Origin of the sequence: Marinobacter suaedae, from assembly GCF_030519635.1 — a bacterium.
GTDB lineage: Bacteria > Pseudomonadota > Gammaproteobacteria > Pseudomonadales > Oleiphilaceae > Marinobacter > Marinobacter suaedae.
In genome coordinates, this window is record NZ_JAUMIS010000001.1 from 366,449 (window position 1) to 379,790 (window position 13,342).

At 58.3% G+C, this 13,342-nt stretch carries 11 protein-coding genes; 9 read left to right on the forward strand and 2 right to left on the reverse strand.

Translation table 11 applies throughout. From position 1 onward, the window contains the following. Positions 1-20 precede the first annotated feature (20 nt). The 3 genes from cysD to QVZ43_RS01600 all read left to right on the forward strand — a co-directional run bounded on the left by cysD (position 21) and on the right by QVZ43_RS01600 (position 3,684). On the forward strand, positions 21-929 hold the full coding sequence (gene cysD / locus QVZ43_RS01590; RefSeq protein ID WP_223794012.1) for a sulfate adenylyltransferase subunit CysD: 909 nt from the start codon (positions 21-23) through the stop codon (positions 927-929). Position 930: 1 nt separating this feature from the next. Then, positions 931-2,589, forward strand: coding sequence for a sulfate adenylyltransferase subunit CysN (gene cysN, locus QVZ43_RS01595; RefSeq protein WP_223794013.1), 1,659 nt, complete (start codon positions 931-933; stop codon positions 2,587-2,589). 78 nt (positions 2,590-2,667) lie between these two features. Next, on the forward strand, positions 2,668-3,684 hold the full coding sequence (locus QVZ43_RS01600) for a nucleoid-associated protein (protein ID WP_223794014.1): 1,017 nt from the start codon (positions 2,668-2,670) through the stop codon (positions 3,682-3,684). A 154-nt stretch (positions 3,685-3,838) separates the two neighbouring features. On the opposite strand, the gene trmH is transcribed toward QVZ43_RS01600, so the two are convergent. Further along, positions 3,839-4,579, reverse strand: coding sequence for a tRNA (guanosine(18)-2'-O)-methyltransferase TrmH (gene trmH, locus QVZ43_RS01605; protein WP_302908611.1), 741 nt, complete (start codon positions 4,577-4,579; stop codon positions 3,839-3,841). 188 nt (positions 4,580-4,767) lie between these two features. Here trmH and miaB point away from each other — a divergent pair, with 188 nt between their 5' ends. The 5 genes from miaB (at position 4,768) to lnt (ending at position 10,048) form a co-directional block, all read left to right on the forward strand. Then, positions 4,768-6,114 carry a tRNA (N6-isopentenyl adenosine(37)-C2)-methylthiotransferase MiaB gene (gene miaB, locus QVZ43_RS01610; protein WP_302908612.1) on the forward strand — a complete coding sequence of 449 codons (1,347 nt, stop codon included), beginning with the start codon at positions 4,768-4,770 and terminating at the stop codon, positions 6,112-6,114. An 89-nt stretch (positions 6,115-6,203) separates the two neighbouring features. Continuing rightward, positions 6,204-7,184, forward strand: coding sequence for a PhoH family protein (locus QVZ43_RS01615; RefSeq protein ID WP_302908613.1), 981 nt, complete (start codon positions 6,204-6,206; stop codon positions 7,182-7,184). Then, on the forward strand, positions 7,181-7,654 hold the full coding sequence (gene ybeY / locus QVZ43_RS01620) for an rRNA maturation RNase YbeY (protein WP_302908614.1): 474 nt from the start codon (positions 7,181-7,183) through the stop codon (positions 7,652-7,654). Before QVZ43_RS01615 ends, ybeY begins: the two co-directional genes overlap by 4 nt. Then, on the forward strand, positions 7,651-8,496 hold the full coding sequence (locus tag QVZ43_RS01625) for an HlyC/CorC family transporter (protein WP_302908615.1): 846 nt from the start codon (positions 7,651-7,653) through the stop codon (positions 8,494-8,496). The genes ybeY and QVZ43_RS01625 overlap by 4 nt, the downstream gene beginning before the upstream one ends. Beyond that, positions 8,486-10,048 (forward strand): apolipoprotein N-acyltransferase, encoded by a 1,563-nt coding sequence (gene lnt / locus QVZ43_RS01630; protein WP_302908616.1) that lies wholly within the window; start codon positions 8,486-8,488, stop codon positions 10,046-10,048. The genes QVZ43_RS01625 and lnt overlap by 11 nt, the downstream gene beginning before the upstream one ends. Here the strand turns inward: lnt and QVZ43_RS01635 are convergent. Continuing rightward, the gene (locus QVZ43_RS01635) at positions 10,017-10,565 is read right to left on the reverse strand and encodes a zinc ribbon-containing protein (RefSeq protein WP_302908617.1); all 549 of its coding nucleotides are present in this window, start codon (positions 10,563-10,565) and stop codon (positions 10,017-10,019) included. The genes lnt and QVZ43_RS01635 overlap by 32 nt on opposite strands. A gap of 190 nt (positions 10,566-10,755) precedes the next feature. On the opposite strand from QVZ43_RS01635, the gene leuS reads away from it, so the two are divergent. After that, positions 10,756-13,341 (forward strand): leucine--tRNA ligase, encoded by a 2,586-nt coding sequence (gene leuS, locus QVZ43_RS01640; RefSeq protein WP_302909630.1) that lies wholly within the window; start codon positions 10,756-10,758, stop codon positions 13,339-13,341. The last annotated feature ends 1 nt before the right edge of the window (position 13,342 follow it).

Sequence of the window (13,342 nt, forward strand, 5' to 3'; positions counted from 1 at the left end):
TGAAACAACAGCGGAACACCATGACCACATACAATCTGACCCATCTGAAGCAGCTGGAAGCAGAAAGCATCCATATCATCCGGGAAGTCGCAGCGGAATTTGACAATCCGGTCATGCTGTACTCCATCGGAAAGGACTCTGCGGTCATGCTGCACCTGGCCCGCAAGGCTTTCCACCCCGGCAAATTGCCGTTTCCTCTCATGCACATCGACACCACGTGGAAATTCCGTGAGATGATCGAATTCCGGGACCGCAAGACCAAGGAATATGGTCTGGACCTGATCGTGCACACCAACCAGGAAGGCGTTGAGCAGGGCGTCGGGCCCTTTACTCACGGCAGTGCCAAGCATACGGACGTCATGAAAACCCAGGCGCTCAAGCAAGCTCTGGACAAGTACAAGTTTGACGCCGCCTTCGGTGGCGCCCGCCGCGATGAAGAGAAATCCCGGGCCAAGGAGCGGGTTTACTCCTTCCGGGACGAACATCATCGGTGGGACCCGAAAAACCAGCGTCCGGAACTCTGGAACATCTACAACGGCAAGATCAACAAAGGTGAGAGCATCCGGGTCTTTCCGCTGTCCAACTGGACCGAACTGGATATCTGGCAGTACATCTACCTGGAGAACATCGAGATCGTTCCTCTCTACTACGCCGCCAAGCGTCCGGTGGTTGAGCGCGACGGCACACTGATCATGGTGGATGACGATCGCATGCCCCTTAAAGAGGGTGAAACCCCGATGATGAAATCGGTTCGCTTCCGTACCCTGGGCTGCTACCCCCTCACCGGTGCCATTGAATCCGAAGCCGACACGCTGACGGACATTATTCAGGAAATGTTGCTGGCCAAGAGCTCTGAGCGTCAGGGCCGCGTCATTGACCACGATTCTGCCGGGTCCATGGAACAGAAAAAGCGGGAAGGGTACTTCTAAGATGTCACACCAGTCTGATCTGATTGCCGAAGATATTCAGGCCTACCTGAGTCAACACGAGAACAAGCAACTGCTGCGTCTGCTTACCTGCGGCAGCGTGGACGATGGCAAGAGCACCCTGATTGGCCGCCTTCTCCATGACACCAAGATGATCTACGAAGATCACATGGCCAGCCTGAAGACCGATAGCGCCAAGATGGGGACCACCGGCGAGAAGCTCGATCTGGCCCTGTTGGTAGACGGCCTGCAGGCGGAACGTGAACAAGGCATTACCATCGACGTAGCCTACCGCTTTTTCTCCACCGACAAGCGCAAGTTCATCATTGCCGATACACCGGGGCACGAGCAGTACACTCGCAACATGGCCACCGGCGCATCCACGGCCCAGCTGGCCATTCTGATGATCGATGCGCGCCACGGTGTCCTGACCCAGACCCGCCGCCACTCTTACATTGCCTCACTGCTCGGCATCCGCCACATCGTCGTTGCCGTCAACAAGATGGATCTGGTGGACTTCAGCGAGCAGCGGTTCAATGAAATCAAAGACGACTACCTCGCTTTTGCGGCCAAACTTGGCTTGAAAGACATCCGGTTTGTTCCCATGTCCGCACTGGAAGGCGACAACGTCGTCAACCGCAGCGAGAACACGCCCTGGTTTACCGGCCAGCCCTTGATGGAAATCCTGGAAACCGTCGAGGTTTCCCGGGATAAGAACATGGAGCACTTCCGGCTTCCGGTCCAGTACGTCAACCGGCCCAACCTGAACTTCCGGGGTTTCTGCGGCACGATCGCCTCCGGAGTTATCCGACCGGGCGATGAGGTCATGGCCCTACCCTCCCGACGCACGAGCAAAGTGAAGGACATCGTCACTTTCGATGGCAATCTCGAGGAGGCCTACATTGACCAGGCGGTAACCCTGACCCTGGAAGACGAGATCGATGTCAGCCGTGGCGACATGCTGGTCAAGGTTGGCGACGAGCCTGAGGTGGACAACCACTTTAACGCCAACATCGTCTGGATGACCGACGCACCGCTGGAAACCGGCCGCCTGTACAACATCAAGCTCGGCCCCAACTTCACCTCCGGCACCATCAAGAAAATCCACCATCAGACCGATGTGAATACGCTGGAGCAGAATGCCAATCCATCACAATTGGCACTCAACGAAATCGGCCTGTGCGAGCTGACACTGAATCAGCCCGTAGCATATGACAACTATCCGGGCAGCCATGCGACGGGCAGCTTCATCGTCATTGACCGGCTCACCAACATCACCGTGGGTGCCGGCATGATTGCCGGACAGGCGGACAAGGCCAGCTCTTTCGAGCCCGTCAGCACCGAGGAGCGCGAACGTCGGTTGGCACAGAAGCCCGCCATCGTAGGTTGCGGAGGCAAGCAGGCCACATCCCTGGCTCTGGCGGTCGAACGCGCCCTATTCGACCATGGCAAGACGTCCGTTGTTCTCACTGAAGACAACACCGGTGATGCTGACGACCGCCGTCGTGCTGCTCAGCTGCTATCCGCGCACGGGCTGATTGCCGTTGCGGTCAACCTCGGTTCCGATGTAGCCTCTGCATCCGTTTCCGCAGACAGCGAACAGGAAATTCCTGCCGCCGTCAGCCAACTGGTTCAGGATCTGATCCGGAGCAAGCGCATCTGACCCTCGGGTAATCCAAAGCCCCGCAGGCCAGGCGCCTCCGGGGCTTTTTTATTGCACCCCTTGTGAGAGAGTCCGAGCATGGCCATCAAACACCTCCGCACCGCTTTCGCCAGCCAGTATCAGCCAGGCCAGCCCGCCCGCCTGAACGCCGGGGACGCTTTGACTGAGCCAGGTGGCGATTACGAATCTCTTCACAAGCAAATGAAGCGGCTTTTCAACAGCAAGCCAGGCAAAAAGTACGGCCGGTTCACCGATGATATCGGCGAAAGTCCGTTCGGCGCCTGGCTGAAAGACTATCTTCAGGACAAGCAGAGCTTCGATTCACTGACGGACCGCCTGTTCGGCCAGTGGCAGGAGCTGCTGACCGGCTGCCAGGAAGAGTTTCAGGGGCACCTGATGATTGTCCACGAGGCCCTGGCCGATGCCGAGGTGGTTTATCTGCTGATCATGGAAACCGACAGTGCGCTGCGCTTCGATGGCAGCCAGACTCTCGACGCCACCGATGTCCTGAGCCTCTCGCGCCTGAACCTGGCAATGCGCATAGAGCTGGACGACTGGCTTGGCGACAACAGCGGCGACAACTACCTGACGCTACTCCACGGCCGGGGCACGGGCGAACCAGGTGAACTGTTTATCCGCCTTGCGGGATTCACCAATCAGGTGGACGTGGAAAAGGAAACCCTGACATTCCTGGATGCTGTGGAAGCGTTCGCGAAGACCTCGGAGCCGGAAAAAGCCGGAGAAGTCCGCACCAAGGCCTATGAATTCTGCAAGGAGCAGCATGCCCTGGGTGAGCCGGTAGAAATCGGCGCCCTGTCCGAATACCTTGACGAAAGTGCCCCTCAGCGCTTCCAGGAGTTTGCCGGCAAGAATACCGAACTGCCGGAAAGCGGCGTGATTCACCCGGATCACCGCAAGGTCAAAAAGCTGGTGCGCATCGCTGGCTCCGGCGGTGGTATGAGTGTGTCGTTTTCCTCGGATCTGGTGAACCAGGCGGTGTATTACGACAAGGACAAGGACGCGTTGACCATAACCCGACTGCCCAAGGCGCTGCGGGAACAGCTTCAGCGTTATCTGGAAGCTCGCGAGGAGTAAACTCGTCGGTTGTTGCTTGGTAGCCGGCTGGTAAGGGGCTGCGCCGGGCTGCAAAGTCTTTTCTTCTGGAAAAACAACTCGCTTCGCTCGAACATTTTTTCCGACAGAAAAGGCATCACAGCCCAGCGCGAATTTGGACAAGCCGGTATGGCTTTTAATCTAAATTTTCTTCGATGGCAGCAGGCTCATCGTCCCACCTCGGACGGTTAGCCCTCAGCTTTCTGACTTCCTGCATCCAACCGACGCCGTCGATCAAATCGCCGGTGTCCGGATCAATTGGCGGATACGGCAGGTTACGGTCATCGCAGTAACGCTTCACAGTCGGCTGGCACCAGCAAAACAGAAGACGCTGATACTCGTCGTCCGGCAGCCGCCGGGCATCAAAGAGCCCGGCGGCCTTCCTCTGACGCCGGGCTTCGGCGAGGATGATCGAGCAGGCCGAGGACACATTGAGCGATTCCACCATCCCCATCATCGGGATCACGATATGCTCGTCCGCCTGATCGGCCGCACCCGCGCTGACACCATCCACTTCATTGCCCATGATCACCGTACAGGGTACGGTAAAATCCACCTCTCGGTAGTCCACGGCCCGGTCCGACAACTGTGCCGCGTAGAGTTTGTGGCCCTGCCCCTTGAGGTAACCAATGGCATCGTCCATGGTCCGATGGGTATGGGTCGTCACCCAGTTGTAACTGCCCCCCGCTGTTTTGCGGAAAGCACGGAATCCTTCCCTTGGCCAGACCACATGCATGTTAGCCAGCCCGAACGCATCACAGGACCGGATGATCGCAGACAGGTTCCGCGGCTTGTGAACCTGATCGGTTAACACACTGATATCAGGCTGGCGTGTATCAAGGACTTGCTTGATGCGGGCGAGGCGTTCAGGGGTCATGGTCTTCGGTGTCAGTACTTGAAAAGTCGCGCATCATACCACATTGAACTAGCAACAAGCCGAGACAACGGTGGTTGAAGAATAGGCAGACCGCTATAATACGCCGTCCCTTTTTTGACCGCGCCTTCTGTAGCACTCAGTCGACACGACTCGTCCGGCGCAACATCCACCAGAATACGTTGAGACTCATGGCCAAGAAGCTGTACATCAAAACCCATGGCTGCCAGATGAACGAGTACGATTCATCCCGCATGGCAGACCTGCTGCGCTCCGGCGAAGCGGTCGAAATGACCGACACCCCCGAGGACGCGGACATCCTGCTGCTGAACACCTGCTCTATCCGGGAAAAAGCCCAGGAAAAAGTGTTTCACCAGCTTGGCCGCTGGAAGTCGCTGAAAAACAGCAAGCCGGAACTGATCATTGGCGTGGGCGGGTGCGTGGCCAGCCAGGAAGGCGAGGCAATTATCGAGCGAGCCCCCTACGTCGACATGGTATTCGGCCCACAGACCCTGCATCGCCTGCCGGACATGATTACTGAGGTTCGCAGCAAGGGTAACGGCGTTGGCGTGGTGGATGTCAGCTTCCCGGAAATCGAGAAGTTCGACAAACTGCCCGAACCGGGTGCGGACGGCCCCTCGGCATTCGTGTCCATCATGGAAGGCTGCAGCAAGTACTGCACCTTCTGTGTGGTCCCTTACACCCGTGGTGAGGAAGTCAGCCGACCGGTGGACGACGTCATTGCCGAAGTCGCCCACCTGGCCACCCAGGGTGTTCGTGAGGTGAATCTGCTGGGCCAGAATGTCAACGCCTATCGTGGCGAAACCCACGACGGCGACGTCATGGACCTGGCGGAACTGATCACCCTGATCGCCACCATCGATGGCATCGACCGGATTCGGTACACCACGTCTCATCCGGTGGAATTTACCGATGCGATGATCGACGTCTACGAACAGGTTCCGGAACTGGTCAGCCACCTGCATCTGCCGGTCCAGAGTGGATCCGACCGAATCCTGGCCGCCATGAAACGCGGTCATACCGCACTGGAATACAAGTCCAAGCTGCGCCGCCTGCGGAAGATCCGCCCGGACATCAGTTTCTCCTCCGACTTCATCATCGGATTCCCCGGCGAAACCGACAAAGACTTTGAAGACACCATGAAGCTGATCAACGACATCGGTTTTGACGTGTCCTTCAGCTTTATTTACAGCGCCCGCCCGGGCACTCCGGCATCCGATCTGCCGGACGACACCCCGATGGACGTCAAGAAGCAGCGCCTGAGCATTCTTCAGCAGCGAATTAACCAGCAGGCCATGGATATCAGCCGTAAGATGGTGGGCTCCACCCAGCGGATTCTGGTCACCGGCCTGTCCAAGAAAGACCCGGGCGAGTTCGCCGGACGCACCGAGAACAACCGGATCGTCAACTTCCGCCACCACAACCCGGATGTGGTCGGTCACTTCATTGATGTGGAGATTGTCGACGCATTCCCCAATTCCCTGCGGGGCGTACCGGTGGACGATCAGCTGCACTGATTAAGTCGACAGACTTTCCAGAATCGGTCCATTATTAAGTAAATCCTTCAACACGCCCGGCACCTGCCGGGCAGCACGACGGAGCATTCTTGAGCACCCACGACTCCAGACAGTTCGACCTGCATCCGGCAGATCAACGCAGACTCGCCACTTTGTGCGGCCAGTTCGATGAAAACCTCAAACACATCGAGCGCCGACTGCACGTCAAGATTGGCCGACGGGGGCACCATTTCCGAATCGAGGGCGAAACCGAGCACGTTGCCGCCGCCACTGAAGTGATTCGACACCTCTACCGTGAAACCGAAGCCACGGACGACCTGCAACCAGACACCGTCCACTTGTTCATCCGGGAAACCGGACTGGAGCGCCTGCCCGAAGATGTGCCCTACGATGGCGCTGTGACAGTCATTAAAACCCCGAAACTCCAGGCCAAGCCCCGTGGCGCGAACCAGCAGAAGTACGTGCACAACATTCGCACCCACGACATCAACTTCGGCATTGGCCCGGCAGGAACCGGCAAAACCTGGCTGGCCGTGGCCTGCGCGGTCGAGGCCCTGAAGGACGAACAGGTCAAGCGAATCCTGCTGGTGCGCCCGGCAGTTGAGGCTGGCGAAAAGCTCGGCTTCCTGCCTGGCGACCTGGCCCAGAAGGTCGATCCCTACCTTCGCCCCCTGTACGACGCCCTCTATGAGATGCTGGGGTTTGACCAGGTGACGCGGCTGATCGAAAAGAGCGTCATCGAAATCGCCCCGCTGGCGTTCATGCGCGGCCGAACCCTCAACAATGCCTTCATCATCCTGGATGAAAGCCAGAACACCACCCGGGAGCAGATGAAAATGTTCCTGACCCGCATCGGCTTTGGCTCCACCGCCGTGATCACCGGCGATACCACTCAGGTAGACCTGCCCCGCGGGCAAAATTCCGGCCTGATCCACGCCGCCGGCGTGTTGAGCAAAGTCTCGGGCATTGGCTTCACGCGCTTCGGCGCCAAGGATGTTGTCCGGCACCCTCTCGTGCAGCGGATTGTCGAGGCGTACGATGCCTTCGATGACGGAGGCAGCAGCCAGTGAGCAAGCTGACGGTGGACTTGCAGGATGCTTACCAGCAGCCCGGCATTCCGGAACCAGCCCACCTTGAGAGCTGGGCCAATCTTGCCTGGCAAGGCGACGAGTCATCCGAGGTCACTATCCGCATCGTTGGCGAACAGGAGAGCCAGGCACTGAATCTGGAATATCGGGGTAAGGATAAACCAACCAACGTCCTGTCCTTTCCATTTGAGGCACCAGCGGGTATAACCATTCCATTGGCGGGCGATCTCATTATTTGTGCGCCAGTTGTTGAAAAAGAAGCCAGGGAACAACATAAAGAATTAATGGCCCACTGGGCCCACATGGTCGTACACGGTATGCTGCACTTACAGGGCTACGATCATGTGATCGACGAGGATGCCGAGGTCATGGAAGCCCTCGAGGTCCAGCTGCTCGGCCAGCTCGGATTTGGTAACCCCTACGAAGCAGAGGAATTGGAAAAAGACTCATGAGCGACGATCAGTCGAGTCGCAGCCAGGGCAACAAGTCCTGGCTGGAACGTATATCACAGGCCTTCTCCAGCGGGCCTGAGTCCATTGAGGACGTGCTGGAAATCCTCCGGGACGCAGAGTCCCAGAGCATCATCGATACCGATGCCATGAGCATTATCGAAGGTGCGATGCAGGTGATCGACATGCGCGTGGAAGAAATCATGATCCCGCGTTCCCAGATGGTCACCGTCAAGGCCTCCCAGGAGCCCAAGGAATTCCTCGGCGAAATCATCAACTCCGCTCACAGCCGCTTTCCCGTCATTGGTGACAATCAGGACGACGTCGTCGGGGTACTGCTGGCCAAAGACCTGCTGCCCCTGGCGCTGAACGACGACCTGAACTGGTCCAGCATCCGGGAAATTCTCCGCCCACCGACCTTTGTTCCTGAGAGCAAGCGCCTTAACCAGTTGCTCAAGGAGTTCAAGGAAAATCGCAATCACATGGCCATTGTGGTGGATGAATACGGCGGCACAGCCGGCCTGATCACCATTGAAGACGTGCTGGAGCAAATCGTCGGCGAAATCGAAGACGAGCACGATTTCGATGAAGAAACCCACATCAAGGGTCGCGGAGACGGAGTCTACACCGTCAAAGCCGTAACTCCCGTTGAAGACTTCAACGAGTTCTTCAAGACCGAACTGGATGAAGAAGAGTTCGACACCATTGGCGGCCTGGTTCTCAAGGAGTTCGGTCACCTGCCCAGACGAGGCGAAACGGTTGAATTCGGTGGCTTGCGCTTTACCATAGCCAACGCCGATAACCGCGTCATCCGACTGTTGCAGGTAAACCGAGTTGAGCCATAACCCAGACGCTCCCCAGGGGCTGACCTTCCCACTCTCCGGCAATCGCTGGCTGGCAGCCTTGATTCTGCTGGCCGCCGGAGCGTTGCAGACACTGACGTTCTCGCCATTTGAGTACTGGTGGCTCGGCCCGTTTTCGGCATTCCTGATCCTGCTGGTCACCATACCGGCAGCGCCGGAAAAGCTTTTCCAGGCGGGGTGGCTCACGGGGCTCGGACTGTTTGGATCCGGCGCCAGCTGGGTCTATATCAGCATCAGTGAATACGGAAATACGAACGTTCCCGTCGCCGTGCTGCTGACAGCCATTTTCGTCGCCGGCCTCGCCCTGTTCCACGGCCTGGCTTTCTGGTTCTGGGGCAAACTGGCGAGAGAAAACCGCGTTCGTCGCCTCATTCTGTTTCCGGCTATCTGGCTTCTGGGCGACTGGCTGCGCGGCTGGCTGCTGACTGGCTTCCCCTGGCTTTACCTGGGAACCGCCCACACGGACGGCCCGCTCGGCGGATGGGCGCCACTGGTGGGCGTGCATGGCATTACCCTGTGGATCACGGCTACCGGCGCAGCAATTTATGGCGCCTGCTGGCTGGCCCGCTATCGTAACTGGGGAGCGACGACCGCCACCCTGGCGCTGGCTCTGATCCCGTGGCTGGCTGGCCCGCAACTGAAGCAGGTTGAATGGACTCGCCTCAGCGACGAACCCACCAGCTTTGCGGCCATGCAGGGCAACATCCCCCAGCAGATCAAGTGGGATCCGGACTTTCTGCGCGACCAGATTGTCACCTACCTGGGTATGACCGATGGTCAATGGAACACCGACCTGATCCTATGGCCCGAGACTGCCATTCCCATTCCGCACGATCAGGCCGGCCAGATCATCGATCACATCAGCGATCGACTGGGAGACAGCAGCACTCTGATTACCGGCATCCCTTGGTACGGCTTCAGCGAACGCCTGGAAGACTTCACTTTCCACAACAGCATCATGGCAATCGGCGAAGGGGAAGGCATTTATCACAAGCAAAAACTGGTGCCCTTCGGCGAGTATGTGCCTCTGGAGGGCTTGCTGCGAGGACTGATTGGTTTCTTCGACCTGCCAATGAGCAGTTTCAGCCGGGGCCCCGAATACCAGAGTCCCCTTCAGGCAGGCGGCGCCAAGATCATGCCGTTTATCTGTTATGAGGTGGCCTATCCGGATTTCGTCGCGTTCAACAGCCGTCAATCCGGTCTGTTGCTGACGATCAGCAACGATGGCTGGTTCGGCGCTTCGATCGGCCCACTACAGCACCTTCAGATCGCCCGGATGCGGGCACTGGAAACCGGGCGCTACATGCTCCGGGGCACGAATAACGGAGTCACGGCGATCATCAACCACAAGGGCGACATCACCGAATCGACGCCGCAATTCGAGCGGGTCACCCTGCGCGGGGAAGTCTACTCGGCTGAGGGCATGACGCCGTTCATGCAGACCGGCTCCTGGCCGGCCCTCACCATTGCGCTGATCCTGGTGGTCTTTGTGCGGGAACGGATCATTCCTCCTGTTTCGGCCAGCGGCTCGTAACCCGTTCGTAGTAGTGGGAACCGCAGGCTTCGCAGGGTTCCAGATGACTGGTGGCCGTCAGGCAGCGCATGTGACTGCAGTTCAGACAGCGAAACATGCCGGCCGTAGCCACCTCGCCGGAGATGTAATGGCCCGCATCGGTGTTATCCAGTTTCTGGTTCAACTCCAGCGTGTCGACCAGGGTCTTGTCCGCGACCGACAGCAGCCGGTCCGCTAGCTGGTGCTCCAGCAGGGCGATATCCAACTGCAGCCACTCTTCGAGTCCTTCTCCGGTTTCTTCCATGAAATGCATCAGGTGCTTGAGGTCCCGCTCCAGGTAAGCGCCCAACAGATCGGACTCTTCCCTCGTCATCTCCTCAAGCTCATATTCGAACTCCACGGCCTTCTGCACCTCGTCCTCCAGGGCCTGGACCGTGACATCAGGCAAGGTTTTCAGCCGGGTCTGGACACGCTCAAGCATCCGGTCATAGACCTCCAGCGCTTTTCCTGAAAGATGGCTACGTTCGGGTTCGCTCATAACGACTCCTTGATACCGTCCGGAAGGGAGGTGCCGCCTGCAGGCGCAGGCCTGGCACGGACAATCAGCATCCCTAATCATGGCACAGGATTCGCGGATTGGCAGACTACCTGTCGGGGCGCTGGTGCGTTAGAATGTCCGGCCGCTCCGAACATCATTTTGTTATAGGGTAACTTTGGTAATGGCAGGAATGGACGAGCAATACAATCCAAGTAACGTAGAACAGAATGCCCGCAATTTCTGGGAAGAAAACAAAACCTTCGAAGTGAAGGAAGAGCCGGGCAAGCCAAAATACTACTGCCTGTCCATGTTCCCCTACCCCAGCGGCAAACTGCACATGGGGCATGTTCGCAACTACACCATCGGCGATGCCATCTCCCGATACCAGCGCATGCAAGGCAAGAATGTCATGCAGCCCATGGGCTGGGACGCCTTCGGTCTTCCGGCGGAAAATGCCGCCATTGCCAACAAGACCGCACCGGCCAAATGGACCTACGCCAACATCGACTACATGAAGAACCAGCTCAAGCAGCTGGGCTTCGGTTACGACTGGAACCGTGAACTGGCCACCTGCAGCCCGGATTACTATCGCTGGGAACAGTGGTTTTTCGCCCGGCTGTACGAAAAGGGCCTGGTCTACAAGAAGATGTCCACGGTTAACTGGGATCCGGTGGACCAGACCGTGCTGGCCAACGAACAGGTCGTTGACGGGCGCGGATGGCGCTCCGGTGCCCTGGTGGAGCAGAAGAAGATTCCCCAGTGGTTCATTCGCATTACCGACTACGCCGAAGAGCTGCTCAACGATCTGGACGAACTGGATGACTGGCCGGACCAGGTCAAAACCATGCAGCGCAACTGGATCGGAAAGTCGGTCGGAACCGAGCTGACCTTCCCCCTCAAGGATTCCGACGAAGGCCTGACGGTTTACACTACCCGCCCGGACACTCTCATGGGCGTCAGCTACATGGCCGTTTCCGCCGAGCATCCCCTGGCCAAGGCATCCGCCAAGCTGCATCGGGACGTCGCCGAATTTGTCGACGAGTGCCGGAACAGCAAGGTAGCCGAAGCGGAACTGGCCACCATGGAAAAGAAAGGCATCGACACCGGCTTCAAGGCCGTCCACCCGCTTACCCAGGAAGAGATTCCGGTCTGGATCGCGAACTTTGTTCTGACCGACTATGGCACCGGCGCCCTGATGGCCGTACCGGCCCACGATGAGCGTGACCACGAATTTGCCCGTAAATACCGCCTGCCGATCAAGCAGGTCATCGCTGCACGTGACGGTCGTGAGATCGACGTCCAGGAAGCCGCCTTCACCGAAAAAGGCACCCTGGTTTCCTCCGGCAAGTACAGCGGCCTGACCAGCGAAGAGGCCTTCGACGCCATCGCCGAGTACCTTGAAGAACACAGCATCGGCAAACGCACCGTGAACTATCGACTGCGTGACTGGGGCGTGTCCCGGCAGCGTTACTGGGGCGCCCCTATTCCGATGATGACTCTGGAAGACGGCACCGAGCGGCCGGTTCCGGATGACCAGCTGCCTGTTCGCCTGCCCGAAGAAGTCGAAATGGACGGCGTTCAGTCCCCCATCAAGGCCGATCCGGAGTGGGCCAAGACGACCTTCGAAGGCCAGCCGGCGACTCTTGAGACCGATACCTTCGACACCTTCATGGAATCGTCCTGGTATTACGCCCGTTTCTGCAGCCCAAACTACGACAAGGGCATGCTGGATCCGTCCGCTGCCAACTACTGGCTGCCGGTTGACCAGTACATCGGCGGCATTGAGCACGCCATCCTGCACCTGCTCTACGCGCGCTTCTTCCACAAGTTGCTGCGGGACGTGGGCCTGGTCACCAGTTCAGAACCTTTCAAGCGCCTGCTGTGCCAGGGCATGGTGCTGGCCGAAACCTACTACCGGGAAGACGAGAAAGGCGGCAAGGTGTGGATTGCCCCGTCTGACGTCACGGTAGAGCGGGACGACAAGGGCCAGCCCATTCAGGCCATCCACAAGGAAGACGGTCAACCGGTCATTGCCGGCGGCGTCACCAAGATGTCCAAGTCCAAGAACAACGGCATCGACCCACAAGCCATCATCGACCAATACGGTGCAGACACCGTTCGCCTGTTCATGATGTTCGCAGCGCCCCCCGAGCAGTCCCTGGAGTGGTCCGACAGCGGTGTTGAAGGCGCCCATCGATTCCTCAAACGCCTGTGGCGTCTGGTTAGCGAGCATACCGCCGCAGGTGCAGCCCCGACGCTCAATGCCGCCGAGCTGACTGACAAGCAAAAAGATCTGCGCCGAAAGACTCACGAGACCATTGCCAAGGTTAGTGACGATCTGAGCCGGCGCCTGACGTTCAATACGGCTATTGCAGCGGTGATGGAGCTGCTGAATGACGTCAACAAGCTGAACGATGACGAGCCCCAGAGCCGTGCTGTGCGTCAGGAAGCCCTGAACACCGCCGTGTTGCTCCTGTCTCCGATTGCACCGCACGCTTGCCATAACCTGTGGCAGGCTCTGGGTCACGAGACACCGGTCGTGGATGCCCAGTGGCCGGTGGCGGATGAAAAGGCCATGGTTCGCAGCGAAATCCAGGTCGTTCTGCAGGTCAACGGCAAAGTCCGAGCTAAACAGGAAGTACCGGCCGACATTGCTAAAGCCGACCTGGAAAGGATTGCTCTGGAAAACGAAAACGTGGTTCGTTTCACCGAGGGCAAGACCGTTCGCAAGGTCATCGTAGTACCGGGTAAACTGGTCAACATCGTAGCGAACTGAT

Excerpts from the sequence above, each read along its gene's own strand:
- cysD (WP_223794012.1), top strand. The coding sequence starts at position 21 with ATGACCACATACAATCTGACCCATCTGAAGCAGCTGGAAGCAGAAAGC.
- cysN (WP_223794013.1), top strand. The coding sequence starts at position 931 with ATGTCACACCAGTCTGATCTGATTGCCGAAGATATTCAGGCCTACCTG.
- QVZ43_RS01600 (WP_223794014.1), top strand. The coding sequence starts at position 2,668 with ATGGCCATCAAACACCTCCGCACCGCTTTCGCCAGCCAGTATCAGCCA.
- trmH (WP_302908611.1), bottom strand. The coding sequence starts at position 4,579 with ATGACCCCTGAACGCCTCGCCCGCATCAAGCAAGTCCTTGATACACGC.
- miaB (WP_302908612.1), top strand. The coding sequence starts at position 4,768 with ATGGCCAAGAAGCTGTACATCAAAACCCATGGCTGCCAGATGAACGAG.
- QVZ43_RS01625 (WP_302908615.1), top strand. The coding sequence starts at position 7,651 with ATGAGCGACGATCAGTCGAGTCGCAGCCAGGGCAACAAGTCCTGGCTG.
- QVZ43_RS01635 (WP_302908617.1), bottom strand. The coding sequence starts at position 10,565 with ATGAGCGAACCCGAACGTAGCCATCTTTCAGGAAAAGCGCTGGAGGTC.
- leuS (WP_302909630.1), top strand. The coding sequence starts at position 10,756 with ATGGACGAGCAATACAATCCAAGTAACGTAGAACAGAATGCCCGCAAT.